The sequence below is a fragment of the Burkholderia sp. NLJ2 genome (assembly GCF_049487195.1).
Taxonomy (GTDB): Bacteria; Pseudomonadota; Gammaproteobacteria; order Burkholderiales; family Burkholderiaceae; genus Burkholderia; species Burkholderia pyrrocinia.
In genome coordinates this window covers 207,709-229,156 of record NZ_CP137810.1, presented here as the reverse complement: position 1 = coordinate 229,156, position 21,448 = coordinate 207,709, and the positions used below count along the sequence as shown (strand labels likewise).

Annotated in this window: 20 protein-coding genes; 3 read left to right on the top strand and 17 right to left on the bottom strand. The window is 64.6% G+C overall.

The genetic code is table 11. The features are described from left to right. Positions 1 to 317: 317 nt before the first annotated feature. Positions 318 to 1,109, bottom strand: coding sequence for an alpha/beta fold hydrolase (locus tag R9B84_RS23365; RefSeq protein WP_423762454.1), 792 nt, complete (start codon positions 1,107 to 1,109; stop codon positions 318 to 320). Positions 1,110 to 1,399: 290 nt separating this feature from the next. Here R9B84_RS23365 and R9B84_RS23360 point away from each other — a divergent pair, with 290 nt between their 5' ends. Beyond that, positions 1,400 to 2,260, top strand: coding sequence for a helix-turn-helix domain-containing protein (locus R9B84_RS23360; RefSeq protein WP_423762453.1), 861 nt, complete (start codon positions 1,400 to 1,402; stop codon positions 2,258 to 2,260). Positions 2,261 to 2,320: 60 nt separating this feature from the next. On the opposite strand, the gene R9B84_RS23355 is transcribed toward R9B84_RS23360, so the two are convergent. The 10 genes from R9B84_RS23355 to R9B84_RS23310 all read right to left on the bottom strand — a co-directional run bounded on the left by R9B84_RS23355 (position 2,321) and on the right by R9B84_RS23310 (position 13,881). Next, a complete protein-coding gene (locus R9B84_RS23355) occupies positions 2,321 to 3,253 on the bottom strand; it encodes a fumarylacetoacetate hydrolase family protein (RefSeq protein ID WP_423762452.1) in 933 nt (310 codons plus the stop codon). 48 nt (positions 3,254 to 3,301) lie between these two features. Beyond that, the gene (locus R9B84_RS23350) at positions 3,302 to 4,603 is read right to left on the bottom strand and encodes an MFS transporter (protein ID WP_423762451.1); all 1,302 of its coding nucleotides are present in this window, start codon (positions 4,601 to 4,603) and stop codon (positions 3,302 to 3,304) included. 94 nt (positions 4,604 to 4,697) lie between these two features. Next, on the bottom strand, positions 4,698 to 5,885 hold the full coding sequence (locus R9B84_RS23345; protein WP_423762450.1) for an acetamidase/formamidase family protein: 1,188 nt from the start codon (positions 5,883 to 5,885) through the stop codon (positions 4,698 to 4,700). 48 nt (positions 5,886 to 5,933) lie between these two features. Beyond that, positions 5,934 to 6,368, bottom strand: coding sequence for a GlcG/HbpS family heme-binding protein (locus R9B84_RS23340; protein WP_423762449.1), 435 nt, complete (start codon positions 6,366 to 6,368; stop codon positions 5,934 to 5,936). Between the two features lie 304 nt (positions 6,369 to 6,672). After that, the gene (locus tag R9B84_RS23335) at positions 6,673 to 7,803 is read right to left on the bottom strand and encodes a YncE family protein (protein WP_423762448.1); all 1,131 of its coding nucleotides are present in this window, start codon (positions 7,801 to 7,803) and stop codon (positions 6,673 to 6,675) included. Positions 7,804 to 7,905: 102 nt separating this feature from the next. After that, positions 7,906 to 9,009, bottom strand: a complete 1,104-nt coding sequence (locus R9B84_RS23330) for a porin (RefSeq protein ID WP_423762447.1) — start codon at positions 9,007 to 9,009, stop codon at positions 7,906 to 7,908. Between the two features lie 276 nt (positions 9,010 to 9,285). Next, entirely contained in the window at positions 9,286 to 10,293 is a 1,008-nt protein-coding gene (locus R9B84_RS23325) for an ABC transporter permease (RefSeq protein ID WP_423762446.1), read from the bottom strand. Beyond that, on the bottom strand, positions 10,290 to 11,270 hold the full coding sequence (locus R9B84_RS23320) for an ABC transporter permease (protein ID WP_423762445.1): 981 nt from the start codon (positions 11,268 to 11,270) through the stop codon (positions 10,290 to 10,292). Before R9B84_RS23320 ends, R9B84_RS23325 begins: the two co-directional genes overlap by 4 nt. Positions 11,271 to 11,272: 2 nt before the next feature. Further along, positions 11,273 to 12,778 (bottom strand): sugar ABC transporter ATP-binding protein, encoded by a 1,506-nt coding sequence (locus R9B84_RS23315; RefSeq protein WP_423762444.1) that lies wholly within the window; start codon positions 12,776 to 12,778, stop codon positions 11,273 to 11,275. Between the two features lie 92 nt (positions 12,779 to 12,870). Further along, a complete protein-coding gene (locus R9B84_RS23310; protein WP_423762443.1) occupies positions 12,871 to 13,881 on the bottom strand; it encodes a sugar ABC transporter substrate-binding protein in 1,011 nt (336 codons plus the stop codon). Between the two features lie 380 nt (positions 13,882 to 14,261). Here R9B84_RS23310 and R9B84_RS23305 point away from each other — a divergent pair, with 380 nt between their 5' ends. Further along, a complete protein-coding gene (locus R9B84_RS23305; RefSeq protein WP_423762442.1) occupies positions 14,262 to 15,326 on the top strand; it encodes a LacI family DNA-binding transcriptional regulator in 1,065 nt (354 codons plus the stop codon). Positions 15,327 to 15,543: 217 nt separating this feature from the next. On the opposite strand, the gene R9B84_RS23300 is transcribed toward R9B84_RS23305, so the two are convergent. The 6 genes from R9B84_RS23300 to R9B84_RS23275 all read right to left on the bottom strand — a co-directional run bounded on the left by R9B84_RS23300 (position 15,544) and on the right by R9B84_RS23275 (position 20,140). Next, complete coding sequence (locus R9B84_RS23300) at positions 15,544 to 15,894, bottom strand: cupin domain-containing protein (RefSeq protein ID WP_342311034.1); 351 nt, start codon at positions 15,892 to 15,894, stop codon at positions 15,544 to 15,546. Beyond that, positions 15,891 to 16,868, bottom strand: a complete 978-nt coding sequence (locus R9B84_RS23295) for a quinone oxidoreductase family protein (protein ID WP_423762441.1) — start codon at positions 16,866 to 16,868, stop codon at positions 15,891 to 15,893. Before R9B84_RS23295 ends, R9B84_RS23300 begins: the two co-directional genes overlap by 4 nt. Positions 16,869 to 16,973: 105 nt before the next feature. Then, positions 16,974 to 17,855 carry a 3-keto-5-aminohexanoate cleavage protein gene (locus R9B84_RS23290; RefSeq protein WP_423762440.1) on the bottom strand — a complete coding sequence of 294 codons (882 nt, stop codon included), beginning with the start codon at positions 17,853 to 17,855 and terminating at the stop codon, positions 16,974 to 16,976. 18 nt (positions 17,856 to 17,873) lie between these two features. Beyond that, complete coding sequence (locus tag R9B84_RS23285; RefSeq protein ID WP_423763561.1) at positions 17,874 to 18,551, bottom strand: SDR family NAD(P)-dependent oxidoreductase; 678 nt, start codon at positions 18,549 to 18,551, stop codon at positions 17,874 to 17,876. Positions 18,552 to 18,636: 85 nt separating this feature from the next. Then, entirely contained in the window at positions 18,637 to 19,551 is a 915-nt protein-coding gene (locus R9B84_RS23280; protein WP_423762439.1) for a dioxygenase, read from the bottom strand. Positions 19,552 to 19,819: 268 nt separating this feature from the next. Next, positions 19,820 to 20,140: a hypothetical protein gene (locus tag R9B84_RS23275; protein ID WP_423762438.1), complete on the bottom strand. Its 321-nt coding sequence runs from the start codon at positions 20,138 to 20,140 to the stop codon at positions 19,820 to 19,822. Between the two features lie 292 nt (positions 20,141 to 20,432). Between R9B84_RS23275 and R9B84_RS23270 the strand changes: the two genes are divergently transcribed. After that, positions 20,433 to 21,341: a LysR family transcriptional regulator gene (locus R9B84_RS23270; RefSeq protein WP_423762437.1), complete on the top strand. Its 909-nt coding sequence runs from the start codon at positions 20,433 to 20,435 to the stop codon at positions 21,339 to 21,341. Positions 21,342 to 21,448: the final 107 nt, after the last annotated feature.

Below are 21,448 nucleotides of genomic sequence, written 5' to 3'. Positions count from 1 at the left end.
CTGCCGAATGGCGCACATCGGATCACGTGTCCAGGTTCTCGTTGACTGGACTATACGGCTCGCATCGCATGGGGCGTTGACCGAAAGATGCGCCCGCTTACCGGATCGTCCGCATTTCGTCGTCTGCGCCGGCTGTCTCGGCGATGCGAGATGCGAAGACACCTGCGCGCACGTCGCCAGGCAGCACGACCCCGCGAATAAAATCGACTTCGACGGATCGACGAACGCCTGATCTCGTTCGGATTCCTCTATTCAAGCCGGACATCCGACGAATGCGCGAGCAGAGCCGCCTCGTCAGAGCGAAAGAATCGACGCGATCAGCGTCCGTAGCGCAACAGGAAATCCCTCAGCTTCGGATTGACATCGTGAGCGTGGGTCAGGTTCGGCGTGTGTCCGGCACCGGCCACACCGACCAGTCCTTTGGAGTTCGGCAGCCTTTCGGCAAGTGCCTCGCCGCAACGGAGCGGGATGGCTGCATCGGCATCGCCATGAAATACGATCGACGCATGAGTGATCTCGCCGAGCCGCGGCGTAATATCGTCGCGCGCCGTCAGCGCATCGACCGGGTATTCGAAGTTTTCACGCGGCATTTCCAGCCACTTCTCGATCCACGCCGACGGGGGATAGTCGGCACCGAGCAAGAACCCGGCGAGGTGCGCGGCGACGTTGGCCGCGCCATTACGCGCCCATTCCGTCTTGAGTTCCTCGAACGAGGCGGTCACCGATGAGTCGTCGAGATCGCTTCGCGTGGCGATCAGCGCCAGCGCGCGGAATCTGGCGGGCTCGAGCAGCGCCGCGCGCATCGACACGAACCCGCCCTGCGACATCCCGACCAGCGAAGCCGACGCAATTTCAAGGTGATCGAGCAGCGCGATCAGGTCGCGTGCCGAATCCCAGTAGCTGAACGCCCGGTCGATCGGCCCCGTCGAGCCGAAGCCGCGCTGATCCCAGACGACGCAACGAAACGTGTCGTTCAGTGCCGCGACGTTGGGGCGAAACATGTCGCCATCCATCAGAAAGCCATGACTGAAAACGACAACCGGTGCGTCTTGCGGGCCCGATTCCTCATAGGCGAAACGGATACCCTCGCGTTCAAACCATGCCTTCATCCTCAGCCTCTCGTCAGCTCAGACCAATCGGGGCTGCGCCATGCGGCCCGCACGCGTCACACTCTATCGTGCGCGTTGCTTCGGCGATGGTCGATTGAAGCGGCCACTTACCCGATCGTCCGTTTTTTAACGGCGATGCGTGTCGAGCGTTGCGCAAGCAACATCTGCGATCTTCCCCGGATTGACGGGCCGCCGGGCATTTGATTAAGTAGACGGCTTATGCGGACGTTCAAGCGACGCCTCTTTATCGCGACGGCGCTCCAGCCGCGGCGATACCGGAGAAGGTTGAAATGGTGCTAGCAGCAATGGAATCGGAAAAGCCGGTATGGATACTGCAAGGTGAGTTCGGCCGTGCCACGGTGAACTTCATCAGCCGGCCGCTAGTCGCGCATGCGCACTCGCAGTACCAGTTCCTGTTCAAGCTTGGCGGGAGCGACTGCGCTTTCCGGATGGGTGCCGAGGCATGCACGCTCAGCGCCGACTCCGCCATCTGCCTGAATCCATGGGTCGAACACGCAAAGTGCGCAAACGAGGACACACCGTCGCTGATCCTGTCGCTCGTGATCGAAACGCCCTGGCTGCGCAAACGGCTCGGCCTGGCGGACGGTGGCCCGTCCGACATTTTCCCGCGCAGGATGGTTGTCGTGACGCCGGACGTGCAGCATCACGTCGATCGTCTGGCAGCCGCCATCACGAATCATCTCGTTGCACAGGATGCCGGCTGCCTGCCGATCCTCGAGGATCTCGTCACGGCACTCGGGCGCGATTTTGCCGATCCGGAGCTGACGACACGCATCGCACCGTCGACGCGTCCGGTCGACTTCAGAATCAGGAAGGCGCTCGACTTCATCAAGCGCGCGCCGTCCGCGAACATGACGGTCACGCAGGTCGCCGCCGAGGTCGGGCTGTCGAGATCGCGTTTTTTCGAGCAATTCCGGCGCTGCATGGGCATCTCGCCGCAGCACTTCATCGACTGGGTTCGAATGTCGCACGCCATCCGGCTGCTCGCGGAAAGTGACCGGCCGCTCGCCGACATCGCGGACGAGCTCGGCTTCGAAGAGCATAGCCACTTCACTCGCTTCTTTGCGCAGCACATGGGCGTGCCGCCGAGCGATTTTCGCCGGCATTCGGTCAAGCTCGATCTCGAGTGACTCGACTGACCGGCGCGGTCGGTCTGCCGCATGCGCGCGGCTGCGCACATGCGGCGCAGGTCAGGCCAGCAGGTCGGACGGATCGGCAATCACCGGATTTCCCAGCACGCCCAGGCCGTCGATCTCGATTTCGACCCAGTCGCCCGGGCGCATGTGCACGAGACCCGGTGTCGGAAACGGCCCGTACTGTCGCGACAGGTCATTCCCGTCCACGTCGTCCGGCCCCGGCTTCAGCGCGCCCGGCGTCCCCATCGCGATCAGGTCGCCGGGTCGCAGCCGGTATCCGCGGCTCAGGTAGCTGACCGTGCGCGCGACGTCGATCAGCATGTCGTCGAGGGGCGCGCGCTGCCGGACGATGCCATTGATGCGCGTGAGCACCGTGTGCTTCGCCGGGTCGCCGAACTCGTCCGAAGTCATCAGCCACGGGCCGTACGACCCCGACGCTTCGAAACATTTCCCGAGGCCGAATTGCCGGTTGTGCACCTGGTATTCGCGTACCGAACCCTCGTTCAAACACGTGTAGCCGGCGACGTATTCGAGCGCGCGCTCGACTGGGATGTAGCGCCCCGGCTTGCCGATGATCACGCCGAGTTCGCCCTCGTAGTCGAATGCGCGTGCGACCGCTTCCGGCGGCGCGACGATCGACTCGCCCGCACCGACGTACGACGCGGCGGTGCGCAGGAACAGATGCGGATAGTCGGGATTCGTTTGCAGGCCGGTCTCGGCGATGTGGCTCTTGAAGTTCAGCGCGAGCGCCCACATTGCGTTCGGCCGGCCGAGGAACGGCTTCAGCGTCACGGACGCGAGCAGCCGATTGCCGGTCTTGCCGGCGGCCGCTGCGCGCAAACGTTCGAGCCCATCGTCCATCTCGAGAATCGCGTTCAGATTCGTGGGCAATTCCGGTGCGATTTCCGCGACGGGAACGAAATGCGTGTCGCTGGTGACGACGCCGAGCGCTTGATGGCCCGCGTCCGAGTAAGCAATGATTTTCATGATTGAGCGTGATTCCGCAAGGTTCCAGGAAGACGTGTCGAAAATGATTCAGTGCGCGGCCGGCGCGCCGCCCGCGGCCAGTTCGCGACTGGCCGCACGGCGGCCGACGATCGCCAGCACGCCGAGCGCAGCGATCGCGGCGATCGCCGGCACCACGGCGACGAGTACGATGTCGCGCGGATCCCAGCCTGTCGCGAGCAGCGCCCCGCCGATCGCAGGGCCGACGAACGAACCGATCCGCCCGATTGCATGGCCCCAGCCGACGCCGGTGGCGCGGATGCCCGGCGGATAAAACGCGACCGCAAGCGCCGTCTGGCCCATGATCCCGTTCACAAGTCCCGCGCCGATCACGCCGATCGACAGCAGCACCGCCGACGGCGACAACGCGGCCTGACTCAGCGCCGCAATGCCGGCGATCACGCAGACGATCCCCACCGCCAGCGCCGACTTCACGCGCAGCCTCCCCGAAACCGTCATCGCCGTCACCGCAGCCGTCATCAGCAGGTTGCCGCTCAATCCGCCGACACTGAACGCGGCCATCCCGGCCGGTGCCCGATCGAGCGAAAAGCCGAACGACAGAAGCATGGTCGGAAGCCAGAACAACAGTGCGTAGACGTCCATGAAGATCAGGAACGAGAACAGCCACAGCACGCCGGTATAGCCCGCACGTCCGTCAGCGAACAGCGCGCGCACCGGACTCGCCACAGGCTGCTCCGGATGCTGCATATCCGTTGCCGTGGATGCGGACGCGGGCAGGATCCGGAAAAACGCCGATGCGACCACGAACGGCAATACGCCGCCGATCAGGAACACCGACTGCCAGCCGAAGCGGTGCATCAGCGGGCCGCCGATCAGCCCGCCGGTCACGGCACCGACCGACATCCCGGTCGTCACCAGCACCGACGCGGCGACCTTGTGCTTCGTGCCGATGATCGACGCCGAGGCCGTGATCGCGATCGGCAGTGCCGCACCCAGTCCGATCGCCGCCATCACCCGCATCACCGACAGCAGCGCCACGCTGCTCGCGGACATCGTCAGCAGCGTGCAGCCCCCGAACAGCGCGACGCTGGCCAGCCCGACAGCGCGATGTCCGAAGCGATTGGCGAGCGAACCCGTGACGATGAAGCCGATCGCCGCGCCGACATTCGTCGCGACGAAAACCGGTGTGAATGCAGCGGGCGCGAGATGCCATTCCCGAGCCAGCGTCGGAACGACGAACGAGATCGACGTCGTGTTGAAGCCGTCGAGCACGACGACGAGAAAGCAAACGAGCAGCGCGACTGCCCGGCTCATTCCGCCGACCGCCGACATGCCGGCGTCGCCTGCGGTCTTTTGATCATTCAGTTTCACTACGCAACCTCCTGCAGCACGCGCGGCCCGGTTCGCCGTGAAGCGCGGACCTGCCCGTGCGGCCGCTCGTTCCAAAGCCGTAAATGACGTGCGCCTACGCGCGCACGGAATCCGACAGGCGCCGCAGCATCTCGGCGGAGAAAATATTCTTCGGCACCATGCAGTGCACGCCTTTCGGCGGTTCCGTCTTGTAGACGGTGCCGGTCTGGTGCGCGTACTGCGTGATCCGGAAGCTTCCGGCAACGCTCAGGATGCCGTAGCAATCGACTGGCGCAATCCCGGTGGCCGAGGCCATCCAGCCGATCGTTTGACGAATGCACGCGACGAGCGCGCCGTCGAGGCTATCGGCGAAACCGAAGCCGATCCAGTGCTCCGGGGTCTCGGCCATCGGGCCGTTGAGCGACGATCGCTTGTGGAGCAGGAACTGGATCCGCATTTCCTCGAACGCGGATTCGATCGACGTCTGATCGACATTGCCCTCGCCCGATGCGCCCATGGAGCCGCCCGTCCACACGCGTGCGCCGGCGACCTGCACGGGCAGGAATACCGACGTCCCGACGCCGAGCACGGCGCAGTCGAGATTGCCGCCGTAGCTACCGGCGAAGTTCGCACTTGTCACCCGGTCGCCGGGCGGCTGGGTGCCGAGATACGCCTGAAACGGCTTCAGCGGAATCTGCACGCCCGGTACGTACGACGCATAGCTGCGCGCGTCGTCGAACTTCAGGTAACGAAGGTACGGACCGAAATCGCCTGGCAGTGCGCCGACGCCCGGGGGCGCGGAATTCCAGCCCCAATCGATCGGTCGCATCTTCAACATGCGGCATTCGACCACGTCGCCAGGTTCGGCGCCTTCGATCTCCACGGGCCCGATCAACGAGAATGCGCCGTTCGGATATTTCTTGCGGATAGGCTCGCGCTCCTTGAATCCCATCCCGTACTTCGCTTCATTGCCCCAGTTGGTCCACGTGCCGTCGTACCAGACCGTATCGCCGGACCGGATCGAAGCCGCGGCCTCGGCATCCGGTGTCATTTGACCGACCTGCACCGTTTTCCACGACGGCACGAGCTTCACCGTCTTGCCGCCCGGCACCACGCGCATCGTGGCTGCGCGCGCCTTCGGGGCCGCCGTTTGCGCGCGTGCGACGCCGACGAAACCGGCCGCGATCGCACCGAAGCCGAGCTTCAGCATGGTGCGGCGGCATTGCGTGGTCCCATCCATCGTCAACGCGCTGCTCGTCTCCGTGCCGCTTGCCGGGTCGGCTCCCGAGTGTTCCATTTCCATGTTGTGTCTCATACGTCTTCCAGACCTGGTTTTAAGGACAATGCGCGTTCAACGCGCGGATTGAGCGCCGAGCCCGGCGATCGCCTTCAGGACCACCTGATCGTCGATCTCGGACGGCGCGCCGGCAGCGCCGAGCGCGCCGAGCAGATGGCCGTTCATGAACACGGGGAACGTGCCGCGGCCGGGCAGGAACGGTGCGTAATAGCCGGCGCCGGACATGTTGCTGTACTCGGACGGATCGTCGCGATAGCGATGTTCGAGCGTGACGCCGGATTGGCCGCCGAGCGCGACGGACGCGAACGCTTTGCCGCGCGCGAAGTCGATACTCGAAAACGATGCGCCGTCCATCCGCACCGCGGCGAGCAAATGACCGCCAGGATCGACGACAGCGAAGCCCATCGCCAGGTGTCGTGCATTCGCTTCCGCGATTGCGAGCGAGAGCAACGTCTGCGTCTGTGCGTAGCTCAGAACATAGGTCGGCATCGCAACGTTGCCGTGTGTGTCTTCGGCGAACGAAGCGTGCATCGCGCCGGCGAATCCAGCCCAAACGCCTAGCACCTTCACCAACCACCGAACCCGTAACCTGAATTTCACTTCCATCTCCTGACTCCGCTTCGCCCTGTACGCTCGAGTCCCAGCGTACGTCCGGCCAGGCCGCATGACCTAACCATCCCGCCTCGCGATTTACCGTCGAGTCCGATATTCGGTTTCACGCAGCGGTCGAGCGCGGTGCTCAAAAAAATCCGCGGGAGCCCATCTCCCGCGGAAAATCACCACACTGGAGACCTTATTCCGTCGCGAACACCGCGACGCCGGTTCCCGGGAACTGCGCGGGCGAGCCGGCACCGTACGGAACGAAAACGTGATGCGACGCACCGTCGACCGCGACCGAATGCGAGGACTTGCCGGTCGGAACGATCGCGACGAGGCTGCGGGTGCTGGCATCGATGATCCCGAGGGCGGAGTCGAACTTCGCATCCTTCGCGCCTACCCGCGATACGTTGTCCGCCGAGTGGTGGCCGCCGGCGAGGAAGTAGCGATTCGAAACCGGGTCGTAGGCCACCTCGTCGGCGCCGCCGAACGGCAATTGAGCGAGCGGCGTACCGTTCGTCCGGTCGATGATCAGCGTCGTCTGCTTGCCGCCTTCGTCGGGATCGCAGCCGATCAGCGCATCGTTTCCCGGCCCGAGCGCGAGACCGCTCGGGCCTTCGCAGCCCTTCAGCTTCAGCGCGGCCTGAACGACCGGCTTGCCTTCGAGCACCGACTTCACCGGGATCAGGTCAACCTCGCCCTTGGGGTTGGCCTTCGTCCCATCGTTGTTCAGCACGAAGTTGTCGTTCTTCGTGTCGAACTCGCACGCCTCGAGGCCGGTCGAATCCGCCAGCGGCATCTTCGCGATCACCGAATGCGTGTCGGTATTGAAGAAGGTCACGAATGGGGGTTGCTCGGCCCCGCTCGCGAACATCGCGACATGATGCTTGGGGGCGAGGCAGCCTTCGTCCACACGAATGCCCGACGAGCTGACCTCGATGCGCTTGACGAGCTGCTTCGATGCAACGTCGATCACCTTGACGGCGTTCACGTCGCCCACATACACCAGCGACGTGCCGGAAATCGGCAGCACGCCCGACGGACCCGACTTTTCGCGCGACGGACCGATACCCGCGAAGTCGGCCTTGATCCGGTCGCGGAGCTTCATCGTGGTCGCGTCGAATACGTCGAGTGTCCCGTTCGCACCGTCAGCGAGGTAATAGTTGCCGTCCGATGCGGCGCTGATATCGAAACCGAACGGCTTTTCGCTCGAGACCGGAATGGTCGTAATCAACTTCGGGCCGCCACCGGCGGCATCGGCTCCCCACGCAACGGCAGCGGCGGCCGTCAGGCTCATCATTGCGAATGCGACATAGGTTTTTTTCATCGTTGACTCCTCCTGGTACTTATCGATAGACCCGGTACGAACCGGGATGCGTAGCTTTCGCGGTCCGCCGACACCCTGTCGGCGGACCGCCGCGCGATACGGTCAGAACGTGTGTGCGAGGCCGATCCGGATGTCCGCCTGATGGCCGGTCGGCGCCGGCGCAAAGCTCGCGCCGATCACCGCATCCACGCCCCCGGACGCCTTCAGGTAATCGGACGACAGGTAGACCGTCGTGCGCTTCGACAGCGAATACAGCGCCGCGGCCGTTACCTGGTTCCACGCGTGCGCTTCGAAGCTGGTGTGCTGATAGCCGCCGACGAGCTGGAACGCGGGCGTCACCTGCCACGTCGCGCCGCCTTCGTAGACGTTCATGACCGACTTCGCGTCCTGGAACTTCAGCACCGTGTTGGTATAGTCCGCGTACAGCGTGACGTCGCCGATCGCGTACGACCCGCCGACACCGAGCGTGCCGAGCGAGCGGATCTGGAACGACGGCGCAGTGTCGGTGACGCTGTCTCCCGACCCGGTCGCAACAGGAAGGCCGAAGAACGAATGCACCCCGATCTGCGCGTAGGGGTCGATCGTCGGTGTTGCGACGAACGTGTACATCGCCGCGAGCGTCATCGGCCCGTTCGTGTACTGCAAACCGGCGCTCCAGCCGCTGCCGTCGTGGAAGCTGCCGGGGGTATTGCTGAACCCGTACATCGCACCGAACTGGAATCCGCCCCACGTCGGGCTCATGTACTTGATCGAGTTCGTCAGCCGGTCGTTGTTCGTGCGGTCGAAGTCGCCGAGGTGAATCGCATAGCCGCTGCCGGCCGAACTGACGTTGAGCGGCGCGAGGAATTCGGCAGTGAAGTCGAACTGCTTGCCCAGCGTGACCACGCCGTAGGGTGTCTGTACGCCGACATACGCCTGTTGCCCGAACATCGTGCCGGGCTGATTCAACTGCCCGTTGTTCAGGTTGAACAGCGACGACAGCTTGAAGATCGCCCGATTCCCGCCGCCCAGGTCTTCCGCACCCGACATGATCCAGACGTTCGGGAACAGCACGCCGCTGTCCATCTTGAAGTTGTGATGCCCGCCTTCGTTCGTCACGTAAGTCAGGCCGTTGTCGATCTTCCCGGAGAGCGTGATGCTGCTCTGTGCGAAAACCGATCCGCTCAATGCGACGCCGATCAGTGCCGCGATCGCTGTTTTCTTCATCTCCACCACTGTCTACCCCTCCATTTCAGTCGTTCGATACCGGATGCCCGCGCATGGAATGTCTTATTTAATCTGTATAGCTAATCATTCCAATGGCTACTTCGAAAGCGAAAGGTCACGAGAGCCGATTTGATTTGTCGCCCGAACCGGATCGCGTCATGCCGATCACCTGGAGTTCATGTTAAGGACACTTCGGTCGGCGACCGTCGCCGAAGAGTCCCGTCGCTTGTCAAATCGTCTCTTTGTTTTCGTCGGGAGAGTCTTGCTTGCGGGCCGTCAGCCGACCCGCTCGGCATGCCGGCGACCGAGCGCGTCGGCGAGCACCGCTATCAGGAGCACGACGCCGACGACCAGCGGCTGCAGGTTCGCATTGAGATTCAGCAGGTTCATCCCGTCGATGACGAGCGCCAGTGTCAAACAGCCAAGCAGCGTGCCGAGCAAGGTGCCGGTTCCTCCGAATAACGACGCTCCGCCGATCAGGATCGCCGCGATCGCGGGCAGCAGGATCGGATCGCCCATCGCCGAATCGGCCGCATTCACGCGTGCGAGATAGACGACCGCGGCGATCCCTGCCATCAGGCCGCTGATCGTGTAGACCACAATCCGGCGGCGCCGCACCGGAATCCCGGACAGCCGCGCCACTTCCGGATTCGCCCCGATCGCATAGATCTCGCGACCGATGTTCAGGCGCGCGGTGACGACCGAGCCGACGACGAGCACGAGCAACATCATGTAGACGGGAATCGGCACGCCCCACCAGAAGCCGGTACCGAGGGCACGAAAGCCGGCCGGGAAGCCGAAGATCTCGTTGCCGCCCATGTAATGAAATGCGAGCCCCTGCACGACCCAGAGCATCCCGTAGGTCGCGAGGAACGGCGGCAGCCGCAAGAGCGTGACCGCCAATCCGTTCAGAAGCCCGATCGACGCGCCGCATGACATCGCAATCGCGACGGCGAACCACGGGGACACGCCGGCCTTCATCGCGCCCGCTGCCAGACAGGCGGAAAGGGTGAGGTTCGCGGCGATGGACAGGTCGAACCCGCCGGAAAGAATCACGATCGTGAGGCCGGACGCAAGCAGGAACATCAGACTGGCCTGCCGCAGCACGTTCAGCAGGTTTCCGGACGTGGCGAAACTGTCCGACGCGAACGCAAGCGCGATTGCCAGTACACCGACAAACACTGCGCGATAGATCAGTGCGGTCGCGTCTTCGGACAAGCGACCGCGACGTTCGAGGCCCATGACGCGCATCGCCGCAAACGGAGATTGATTCCGGGTACTCATGCTTGCGCTCCTGCGATGCGGGATTTACGGACACTATCGATGACGACGACCGCGAGAACCAGCAAGCCGATCGTCACGACCTGCAGCGACGATTCGATTCCAACCAGGTTGAGTGCATTGCGAAGCACGCCGATCGTCAACACGCCGATCGCCGTGCCGGGCAACCACCCTTCCCCGCGCTCGAACGACGTACCGCCGAGAACAACCGCGGCGATTGCGTCGAATTCCATGCCGATCGCGGCATTCGGCTCTGCCGCGTTCATGCGTCCGACGAGCAGGAGCGCGGCAAGGCCCGCGAACAGGCCGCTCATCACGTAGATCGCGACGTGATAGACACGGGCGCGGACACCCGCCAACGTCAGTGCGTCCCGGTTGCCGCCGATCGCGAACACATAGGCGCCGAACCGGGTGTGGTAGAGCAGCAGATGCGTGACGGCGTAGGCCGCGAGCGCGCAGGCGATCGGAAACGGAACACCGAGTACCGACGACCCGTAAAGCGTGCCGACCACAGGATTCGCCACGACCACCGCGTTGCCGTCGGTCATCACGAGCGCAACGCCGTGTGCGACGCCGAGCGTGCCGAGGGTCACGACGAACGGCGGCAGACCCAGTCGGGCGACGAGCGTACCGTTCAGGAAACCGATCGCGATACCGACCGCCGCGGCCGCGCCGAGCGCGGCACCGACGCCGGTGCCGGTGCCGAGCAACTGCGCGAATACGACGCCGCAGAGGCTCAGCAGCGCGCCGACCGACAGGTCGAGCCCCTCGCTCAGGATCACCAGGGTCATCGGCATCGCGATCATCACGAGGATCGAGACCTGGAGGCCGATATCGACCAGATTCACGCGCGACGCGAAGCCATGTACGCCGAAAGCCGCCGCTGCGACCAATGCGACACTGGCCCACACGATCGAAGGCAGCGGCCGTTTGCGCCGCGCGGCCGGATCCCCGCCATTACGTTTCGTTTCAACCGACATCGTCAACCTCCGTGCATTGCCAGACCCAGGATGTTTTGCTCGCTCAGTTGTTCGCGCTGCAGTTCGCCCGAAATCGCGCCGCCACGCATCACGTATGCGCGGTCGCAAACATGCACGATCTCCGACAGCTCCGAGCTGATCAGCAGGACGGCCGCGCCTTCTTCGACCAGCCGCTCGATCAGGTTGAAGATTTCGGTCTTCGCACCGATATCGATGCCGCGCGTCGGCTCGTCGAAGATATACAGGCGACACTCGGCACTGAGCCACTTGCCGATCACGATCTTCTGCTGGTTGCCGCCGCTCAGGTTGCGCGCCCGTTTCGCCGGATCGCCCGGTGCGATCCGCAGCATGTCGATCAGGTCGCGCGTCGCTCGCGTTGCGCGGGCCGGGCGATACCAGCCCTTCGGGAACAGGTTCCACAGGCTCGACACGAGCAGGTTCTCGTGCACCGAGCGGCGCAGCGCGAGACCTTCCTGCTTGCGGTTTTCCGGAATCAGGCCGACGCGGCGTTTGACGACCTCGTGCGGGCCGCCCGATACCGACGTGCCGAAAATCTCGATGCGGCCGCCCTGGATCGGGTCGGCGCCGATCACCGCGCGCGCGACTTCGGTCCGCCCGGCGCCGACCAGGCCCGACAATCCGACGATCTCGCCGCAGCGCACCTGCATGTCGACCCCGTTCACACCGGTCGACGTCGTCAGGTCACGCACGTCGAGCGCGATCTCGCCGCACGCGCCGAAATAACGGCGCTCATAGACCACGCCGACCTTGCGCCCGACCATCAACGCGATCAACTGGTCGGGAGTCGCGTCGCCGGCCGGCATCGACGTAACGAGCCGGCCGTCGCGCAGGACGGTCACGCGATCGCCGAGATCAAATACTTCCTTCATCCGATGCGAGATGTAGACGATCGCAACGCCCGCATCGCGCAATCGATGCACGACCGTGAACAGCGCGTCGGCTTCCCGGTCCGAGATGGCCGCGGTCGGCTCGTCCATCACGAGCACGCGCGCGTCGTGCGACAGCGCTTTCGCGATCTCGACCATCTGCTGCTGCGCAACGCCGAGGTCCGCCGCATGGGCCCGCGTGTCGTACGCGAGCCCGAGCTGCGCCAGCACGGCGGCGGCGTCCGAATGCATGCGCCGGTGATCGACGAGGCCGAAGCGGTTGCGCGGCTCGCGGCCGAGATAGATGTTCTGCGCGATCGACAGATGCGGCACGAGCGAGAATTCCTGGAATATCACCGCGATGCCCAGGCGCTTCGCGTCGGCCGGCGATTCGATCGCGACCGGCATGCCGTCGTATCGGATCTCGCCGCCATCGGCACGGTAAGCGCCGAACAGCACCTTCATCAGCGACGACTTCCCGGCGCCGTTCTCGCCGAGCAACATGTGCACTTCGCCTGGATACAGCGTGAGGTCGACGTCGGTCAGCGCAGCCACGCCAGGAAAATGCTTGCAGATCTTGCGTAATTCGAGACGCGGAACGCGCCCGGTCGAGGTTTCCATGTTCATCTCCACGGTGCTGTTCGGCGGGCAGCCGTGCGTCATGCGACAGCCGGGGCTGCCGTGCCGCACGGCGGCCCGCCCGGCCGCGCGCGTCACTTGCTGGCCACGTCGCTCCACGCCGGGCATCGACGCTGGTCGCCCGGTAGTTCGAACGGTGCGTAGTTCGTCTTGTCGATCACGATGCCCTTGATCAGCACCGTATCGGGCACGGGTTCGTTCCGCAGGGTGCGGACCGCGGCAATCGTCGCGATGCAACCCATCTTGAAGCCGTTGAATTCGGCGGTCGCAAGCAAGCGCCCTTCCTTGATCGCCTTGACCGATTCAGGCACACCGCCGATGCCGACGACCTTCACCTGTTTCTGCCCCGCCGCCTCGAGGGCTTCGATCGCACCCATCGCCATCACGTCGGCGGCCGCCAGCACGCCGTCGATCTTCGGATTCGACTGGATCAGGTTCTCCATCACCTGCAGCGCCTGCAGCCGCTGATAGTTCGCCGGCTGCGACGCCAGCAGGTGAACGTTCGGGAATTCCTGAAGGGCCTTCCTGAACCCGCGCACGCGCTCGTCGCTCGTCGTCGAGCCTTTCACGCCTTCGAGGATCACGACATTGCCGTTGCCGCCGAGGCTCTTGAACAGGTACCGCGCAACGTCGAGACCGAGGTTGTAGTCGTCCGCGACGACGACCGACGAAAACTTGCCACCCGCCACGCGATCGTTGTAGTTGACGACCGGAATGCCGATCGTGTTGATCTTCTGGATCGCCGGCACGACGCCGTGCGGATTCACGCCCATGAACAGCACGGCGTTCGGCTTCTTCACGCCGACGTCTTCCAGCTCGCTCAGTTGCTCGCCGAGATCGTTCGGCCGCGTCGGCGCGTAATGCGTGACCGACACGCCGAGCTGCTTCGCCTCGGCATTGACGCCCGCGCGAACGAGCGCGAAATGCGGGTCGACCTGGTTCTTGTAGAAGGCGGCGATCGTCTCGCTTGCCGCAAGCGCGCTCGCGCCATGGAACATGCCGATCGCCGCCGCGGACGCGGCGACGATGCACATCGCGGCCCGCCTGCGTGCCGGCTGCCGTTCGGGTTTGGGGTTCGTCTCCATCCACTGGCTCCTGTACGTCGTTCACATTGGCCACGCCGCCATCCGGCATGGCATCCTGGGCAACAGTGTGCAACCGTTTGCATAAATTCAGACAAAAGGTGGCCAGGTAACGCATCGGCGTTACATGTCGCACCTTTTAATCGACCCGTCTTTTTCCGGGCTTCTGCGTGCCCGACCGCCGATGGCATCTTCGGCGCTGGAACCGCTTCGACCGGCTGTATCGAGCACGTGACTCACTTTATGCAAACGTATGCACATCCTACCCAAGGCAATTACCCTGTCAATGAGGTTTAGTGCTGAAAACATTAGGGTTTCACCTGCAACATTGATCGCAACCCATTGCATCGATACAATCGGATCCCTATTCACCAGCAGGTTCCATGAGCCCATCCCCCGAAACGCGCGGCACCGGCCGCGTCACGATTCGCGAAGTCGCCGCGGCGGCATCCGTCAATGCGTCGACGGTGTCGCGCGTGCTCAATCCGGCCACACGCCACCTGATCGGCGATGAGGTCGTGCGCCGCGTGCTCGCCGTGGCCAAGTCGCTCGGCTATCGACAGAACCGGCTCGCCTCCGCACTGCGCGGCGGGCAATCGAAGGTGATCGGCGTGTGCCTGCCCGACATCTCGAACCCGGTGTTCCCGCCGATGGTCTGCGGGATCGAGGAGGAGCTCGCGGCCGAAGGTTATGGCGTGCTGATCGCGAACATCGTCGGCAAGCCCAGGAACCAGGAACGGATGCTCGAGCAGATGCTCGAGCGCCAGGTGGACGGGCTGATCCTCGCTACCGCCGCGCGGCACGACCCGCTCGTACGGCGCTGCATCCTCGACGGCGTGCCGGTCGTGCTCGTCAATCGCGGCGAGGACGGCGGCCACGTACCCGAAGTCGTCAATGACGATTTCCTCTCGATGCGGCTCGCGGTCGAGCATCTGGTCGGTCTCGGGCATACGCGCATCGCGCACCTGTCCGGGCCGGAACGGCTCGCGACCGGCCTGTCGCGACTGCAGGGCTTCCAGATCGCCACCCAGCAGCACCATCTTGCGGCCAACGTCGTCGTGGAAGCGGCCGAGTTCACGCGCGAAGCCGGGCGCGTCGCATGCGCACAGTTGCTCGACACGCATCGCAGCGTGACCGCCATCATCGCGGCGAACGATTTGATTGCGCTCGGCTGCTATGACGTGTTCGCCGAGCGGCGGATCGCGTGCCCGAAGGACATCTCGCTGATCGGGCACAACGACATGCCGCTGCTCGACATGCTGAATCCGTCACTGACCACACTCCGAATCCAGCATCGCGAGATGGGCCGTCAGGCCGCACGCCTGCTGCTCGGCATGATCACGACACCGGGCAAGGCGCCGTTGCGCATCACGCTGCCGCCTGAACTGATCGTGCGCGGATCGACGGGTGCCCCTCGGGCGGGGGGCAGCCGGGCGCGCGCGAACTGACGCGTCGCGTCGATCGTACGGTTACCGAAACGGTCGTTGCCGTCCCCGCGCGCCGGTGTGAATCGGGTGAGACAAATATAAGGTTGCGGGCGTCCGGAAACCTGACCGAAATGGCTTGCGGCTTGCCGGATCATCCGGTTTTCGCGACCGTCGTAGCCGCTCGCGGCCGCATCGATCTGTCGCGGGCGGCATTGCGCCACCCGCCCCGCCTCCGCATCTAGTCGCGCGGTGGGCGCGCGAACGGCATCGCGAGCAGGATCCTGGCCGGACGGTCCGACCGGTTGTGCAGCGAACGCCGCTCGCCCGGCGCGAGGCGGCACGAATCGAACACCTGCAATTCGACTTCGACGCCGTCTGCGTCTACGCACACCTGACCTTCCAGCACGACGTAATGCTTCTCGACGCCCGATCCGTCCATCGTCGTGTGCCCGCCCGGCTCGATCGTCGACACGCCGAGCCAGAGCGATTCGGCCGGGCCTGCCTCGCGTCCTTGCAGGCGTACGCATTGCATCCCGAAGTGATTCGGCGGGAAGTATTCGGGCGCATCGCGAAAGCGCGTCACGTTCACGGCTTGAGCAACACCCGGTTCGCGGTACCGCTGAACACCGTCCGATACGCGTGCGCCGCATCCGCAAGATCGAACACGGAGCCGGCATCGATCGGGAACGGCTTCAACGAACCCTGCTCGAACGACGGCAACAGCGCATCGAGGACGTCGGCGCAGTGCCGCGTGTCGAGCGCGAGCGTGTCGATCCCGACGTAGGTGTGCTGCCCGCGATAGAACGCGAAGATGTCGAACGGCACCGCGCGCTCGATCGTCGAGATGAGGATTTGCGTGCCGCGCACGCCCATCGCGCGATTCGCACGCTCGAAATACGGACTCCCGACCGTGTTGTAGACGATGTTTGCGCCACGGCCGGCCGTCATCTCGAGCACGAGCTCGTCGAACGGCTCCGCGGACGCGTTGATCATCGTCACGTCGCCGGTGGCGTGCCCGATGTACGACGGATCGTCGCGCACGACACCGATCACCTCCGCCCCCGCCATGGTCGCGAGCTGGACGGTCGCCTGCCCGACCTTGCCGTTTGCACCCAGCACGAGCACGACGTCGCCGCGCCGCACGCCGCCGGCACGGTGCAATCCCTCGAAAGCGGTGACGAACGGCACGCCGATCGATCCCGCCTCGTCCATCGTCAGGTTGGCCGGTTTCTCGCGCACGCTGTGCGCCGGCACAACGAGATGGCTGGCATGGGTTCCGTCGCGCCGGATGCCGAGCTCGCCGCTGCTGCCCCAGACCTCCTTGCCGATCAGGTCCGGCGGGCCGTCGATCACGCGCCCCGCGTAATCCCGGCCCGGCGTACGCGGCCACACCGCGTGCGGCATGAACCCGAGCACGGCCTTCACATCGCTCGGATTGACGCCCGCGCTCTCGATCTCGATCAGGCAGTCGGTCGTATCGATCGCCGGGACAGGCTGCGTGTCGATGCTCAGTGCGAGCGCGCTGATATCAGCGCTTTTCTGCTGGACGCGAATGCATTTCATGCTCGATTGATTCCTGGAAATGGTCGATTCGGACACATGGCGCGGCGACCGTCGGCCCACCGCGCATCCATGCGTCGCCCTGAATGAGCGTGCGTCGGGTTGCGCTCAGGATGCAAGGCCGAGGCATTCGCGCGCGTCGCGGCTCGTCGCGATCTCGCCACCGAGCAGCGTGACGATCTCGCGTGCTCGCGCGACGAGCGCCGCATTGCTCTCGGCGAGCACGCCTTTCTCGATATAGATGTTGTCCTCGAGGCCGACACGCACGTGCCCGCCCGCGAGCCACGCCTGCGCGACGATCGGAAACTCGAAACGCCCGATCCCGAACGCGGACCATATCGCCCCCGGCGGCAGCAGGCTGCGCGCATAGAGCAGCGTTTCCGGCGACGCGGCGAAGCCATACTTGACGCCGCTGACGAACGTCCAGAGTCCCGGGCCGTCGAGCACCCCGCCCGCAATGAGGTCTCGCGCCAGATGGATATCGCCGGAGTCGAAGATCTCGAGCTCCGGCTTGACGCCTGCCCGCCGTATCGCCTCGGCCATCCGCGTAACGTTCTTCGGCGTGTTGATGACGACCTCGGCCCCCGAATTCATCGTGTTCAGGTCGAGGCTGCAGATGTCCGGCTTGAGTGCGAGTATGTGCTCCACGCGCTTTTCGGGCGGCAGCAGCGTGGTGCCCGGCGCAGCCACCTTGGGATCCTCGTCGCTCGGAATGAAACGTCCGCCCGGACCGGTCGTCAGGTTGATGATCAACTCGCGATCGACCGCGCGAATCCGCGCCATGACGTCGCGATAGAGATCGACGTCCATCGAGGGCCTGCCCGTGGCCGGATCGCGGACATGGATGTGCACGACGGCGGCGCCGGCCTGCGCGGCTTCGAGCGAAGCATTCGCGATCTGCTCGGGCGTGACCGGCAGGCCCGGATGCTGGTCGGGTCGCGTGATGTTGCCCGTGACGGCGCACGTAATGATGGTCTTGCGAGCATGCATCGAAAGGTCTCCAGGCAGTCAGTTCAGCCGGCGGCCGCCGTCGACGACGATCGTTGCGCCGGTGCTGAACGTCAGCGTCGTCGCGCACGCGACGATGGCGGCAGCGACGTCGTCCGGCGCGCCGATCCGGCGCAGCGGTGTCGTCGCGGCGGCCTTCTCGTTGAAATCGTCGCCGCGCCCGGGAACGAATTGCGTATCCACGACGCCGGGCGACACGTTCACGACGCGAATGCGCGGTGCCAGCGCGCGGCCCAGCGACAGCGCCATCACATCGATTCCCGCTTTCGCGGCGCAGTACGCGACATTGCTGCCATTGCCGGTCGTCCCCGCGATGGACGACACATTGACGACGAGCCCGTCGCCCGATTCGTCGAGCAGCGCACGAAATGCCCGGATCGCCGCGAACTGGCCGCGCCAGTTGACTTGCATGATCTCGTCGATCAGGTCGTCCGTCAGCGCATCGAGGTCCGCATGGCGAACCGGCTTCGTGAAGCCGGCGGCATTCACCAGGATGTCCGCCCGCCCGTATCGCTTGCGCACATCGTCGGCGAGCGCGGTGAGCGTCGCGCTGTCGGTAATCGTCGCGAGCGCGGCCGAATGCCCTTCGCCGGGCAGTTTGTCCGCGATGCGCTGCGTGGCGTCCAGGTCGCTTCGTCCGACAACGACAACGCGCGCGCCCGCTTCGGCGAAATGCATTGCGGTCGTGACGCCGATCCCGCCGGTACCGCCGAGAATGACAGCGACTTTTTCGTTCAGATTGCGTGGCACTGCCGCCTCCTGTTCAGTCGATGGGCGGCGTCGGGTACGTCGGCGTACCGTCGGCCATGATGAATTCGAAATCGAGCGTGTAATACGCCTCGCCCGCTTCCGCGTACGGCCCCGTCTGCGGGTCATGGCGCTCGAAATTGCCGACGAGGCGACGATTCACGCCGAACACGACGTCCGAGTCGAGATGCTCCGAATCATCGGCGAACACCTGCGACACCAACGTCGCATGACCTTCCGCGACGATCACGAAGTGGATGTGCGCGGGCCGGTACGGATGGCGGTTCTGCGCCTCGAGCAGCGTGCCGACGGGGCCATCGACGGGCACCGGGTAACCGGCGGGACGCACGGTACGGAAGTTGAACCGCCCCTGCGCATCGGTATGAAAGCGGCCGCGCAAATTGCGGTCAGGCTGGCCCGGGTCCTGGTTCTCGTAGAGACCGACCGGCGACGCTTGCCACACATCGACCGCCGCGTTTCCGACCGGCCGCCCCGACACGTCGAGCACACGACCGCGCATGAAAAGAGGCGAGCCAGGCGACCCCGGGCTTGCGATCGATTGGCCGTCTTCGTAGACCGGCGAACCCCCGCGATAGAACGGCCCGAGCAACGCGCCCGGCGTGCGGTCGGTCGAGTCGGAATTGTTCAGCAATGCGACCAGCGTCGAAAAACCAAGGACGTCCGACAGGAGCACAACCTCGTTGTGCCGCTCGTTGCATGCGTGCCCTGCGGCACGGAGAAACGAGAGACCGCGCTCGAACTCCTCGTCCGTCAGCTTCACCTGCTTCAGGAACGCATGCCCGTGATCGACCAATGCATTGACGATTTCCTTCAGCCGAGCGTCCCGGGTTCCCGCCATCGCCGCCTTGACGATCGCGGTCACGGACGCGGGATCGTCGGTAATCGCACTCAATACCGCTTGTTCCGCCATGACATCCTCCATGCAACCGTTTGCATAAGTTGATGCAATAGTACTCGTCGATTTGCCCGGGCAGATAGAGCGTTAACCCTAATCCATCGGAATCAGACGATGAATATGGGTATCCTGTGGAACGCAACCGTTTGCATAAAACCGCGTCAACGGAGCGCGCGTTTCCCGATGGTTGCGTGACGCGGGCGGACGAGGTGCGCGCAAGAAGGTGCAGGCGGACGCCGTCACCTGCCCCGCCTGGCAGCGGAGCAGATGCGGCACGGGATGGTTATTGCCCGGGCGCGGATGCGCCGGCGGCGGCTTTCTGTTCTGCGGCTTTGTGTTCCGCCCTTTGGAGGCTCTGCGGATAGTGATCGTCCTTGTTCATGCGATAGCCGTTCTTCTCGAGCGCACGCAGTTCCTGGTTCCGCTTCAGCCGGGCGTCCTTGCGCTGCGCTTTGCGTTGCGCTTTCAACTCCTGCTTCGACATCGGGGCACTGGCCGCTGCCGGCACAGCATCCGAATCCTGTGCGTGCGCAACCGGCGCACCCAGCAGCACGACTCCCGTCAGTACTGCGAGTGCGAGCGGCCTCAAGCCGGACTTGTTCATGTGATTCTCCTTTTTTCGTCGATGATTGAATGACAAGCTGCAGCGTGCCGGCGCCAGTTCGACTTGGTTCGACCGTGGCTTCATCCGATTCGCGCCTTCACAAGTTACACGACGGCAAGATTATTTTTCTTAAGACACCTGAATTTTCCTGATCGAAGACGATAGCGACAGCAGACAGTCCATCGGACCGGCAACACGCTGCATGGCCTGTCGCGGACTGCTCGCGGAACACCACGATCGACGAAAGCATGTCGGACATGCGCCCCCCGTTAACGCACTGAGGAAAGCGGAATTGAAACTGTCACTCGAAGCCCTCGAAGCACTGGATGCGATCGATCGGACGAGCACGTTCGCCGATGCGGCCACCCTGCTGCACCGCGTGCCGTCGACCCTCAGCTACCTCGTGCAGAAGATCGAGAGCGACCTGGGAGTCACGTTGTTCGACCGCAGCGGCCGCCGTGCGAAGCTGACGCGCGCGGGGCGCGTCGTCGTCGAGGAAGGCCGCCGGCTGCTCGCCGCCGCCGAGCAACTCGAACTGAGGGCACAGCGGATCCACGATGGCTGGGAGACCGAGCTGCGCGTGTGCGTCGATGAAGTGCTGCCGTTTGCAGGATTCTGGCCCTACGTGCATGAATTCGACGCACTCGAGATGGGCACGCGTTTGCACCTGTCGACCGAGGTGCTCGGCGGAACCTGGGATGCGCTCGTTTCGGGGCGCGCGGATCTCGTCGTCGGCGCAACGGGAGAGCCCCCTGCGCTGACGGACATCGTCGCGCGCCCGATCGGCATGCTGCGTTATGTGTTTGCGGTCGCGCCGCATCACCCTCTCGCGAAAATGCCGGAACCGATCACGCTCAGTGCCGTGACTCAATATCGTTGCGCACTGGTCGGCGGCCCTTCGCGCGAATCGCTCCTGCGCTCGGCGGCGTTCCAGCCGTCCCAACCCTACCTCGCGGTGCCGACCCTTGCGACAAAACTCGCGGTGCAGTGCGAGGGACTTGCGGTCGGCACGCTACCCGCAGGCCTTGCCGCCCGCGCGATCGACGAAGGCAGGCTTGTGACGCGCCACGTGGCCGGGATGCGCGAAACGGCCCAGTGCTATCTGGCATGGCGCGACGACGAAGCCGGGCGCGCCCTGCGATGGTGGCGCGACAAGTTCGATCGCCCGGATCTGCTCGAGCAATTCATTGCGCTGCGGTGAACACTGACGGTCCGGTCGACCTGGTTCACCATTCGAGCGAATCTCGCGCCGCCCGGGGAAAACCTCCGGTGATCCGATCCGGATCATTGCCGGCTTCTCTATCAGGG

Bases quoted from the DNA above. Each gene is read 5' to 3' on its own strand.
- R9B84_RS23305 (WP_423762442.1), top strand. From the start codon at position 14,262: ATGAGCCCATCCCCCGAAACGCGCGGCACCGGCCGCGTCACGATTCGC.
- R9B84_RS23340 (WP_423762449.1), bottom strand. From the start codon at position 6,368: ATGCCGACCTATGTTCTGAGCTACGCACAGACGCAGACGTTGCTCTCG.
- R9B84_RS23325 (WP_423762446.1), bottom strand. From the start codon at position 10,293: ATGAGTACCCGGAATCAATCTCCGTTTGCGGCGATGCGCGTCATGGGC.
- R9B84_RS23320 (WP_423762445.1), bottom strand. From the start codon at position 11,270: ATGTCGGTTGAAACGAAACGTAATGGCGGGGATCCGGCCGCGCGGCGC.
- R9B84_RS23295 (WP_423762441.1), bottom strand. From the start codon at position 16,868: ATGAAATGCATTCGCGTCCAGCAGAAAAGCGCTGATATCAGCGCGCTC.
- R9B84_RS23365 (WP_423762454.1), bottom strand. From the start codon at position 1,109: ATGAAGGCATGGTTTGAACGCGAGGGTATCCGTTTCGCCTATGAGGAA.
- R9B84_RS23310 (WP_423762443.1), bottom strand. From the start codon at position 13,881: ATGGAGACGAACCCCAAACCCGAACGGCAGCCGGCACGCAGGCGGGCC.
- R9B84_RS23285 (WP_423763561.1), bottom strand. From the start codon at position 18,551: ATGCATTTCGCCGAAGCGGGCGCGCGCGTTGTCGTTGTCGGACGAAGC.
- R9B84_RS23315 (WP_423762444.1), bottom strand. From the start codon at position 12,778: ATGGAAACCTCGACCGGGCGCGTTCCGCGTCTCGAATTACGCAAGATC.
- R9B84_RS23345 (WP_423762450.1), bottom strand. From the start codon at position 5,885: ATGGAAATGGAACACTCGGGAGCCGACCCGGCAAGCGGCACGGAGACG.
- R9B84_RS23290 (WP_423762440.1), bottom strand. From the start codon at position 17,855: ATGCATGCTCGCAAGACCATCATTACGTGCGCCGTCACGGGCAACATC.
- R9B84_RS23330 (WP_423762447.1), bottom strand. From the start codon at position 9,009: ATGAAGAAAACAGCGATCGCGGCACTGATCGGCGTCGCATTGAGCGGA.
- R9B84_RS23335 (WP_423762448.1), bottom strand. From the start codon at position 7,803: ATGAAAAAAACCTATGTCGCATTCGCAATGATGAGCCTGACGGCCGCC.
- R9B84_RS23280 (WP_423762439.1), bottom strand. From the start codon at position 19,551: ATGGCGGAACAAGCGGTATTGAGTGCGATTACCGACGATCCCGCGTCC.
- R9B84_RS23275 (WP_423762438.1), bottom strand. From the start codon at position 20,140: ATGAACAAGTCCGGCTTGAGGCCGCTCGCACTCGCAGTACTGACGGGA.
- R9B84_RS23360 (WP_423762453.1), top strand. From the start codon at position 1,400: ATGGTGCTAGCAGCAATGGAATCGGAAAAGCCGGTATGGATACTGCAA.
- R9B84_RS23355 (WP_423762452.1), bottom strand. From the start codon at position 3,253: ATGAAAATCATTGCTTACTCGGACGCGGGCCATCAAGCGCTCGGCGTC.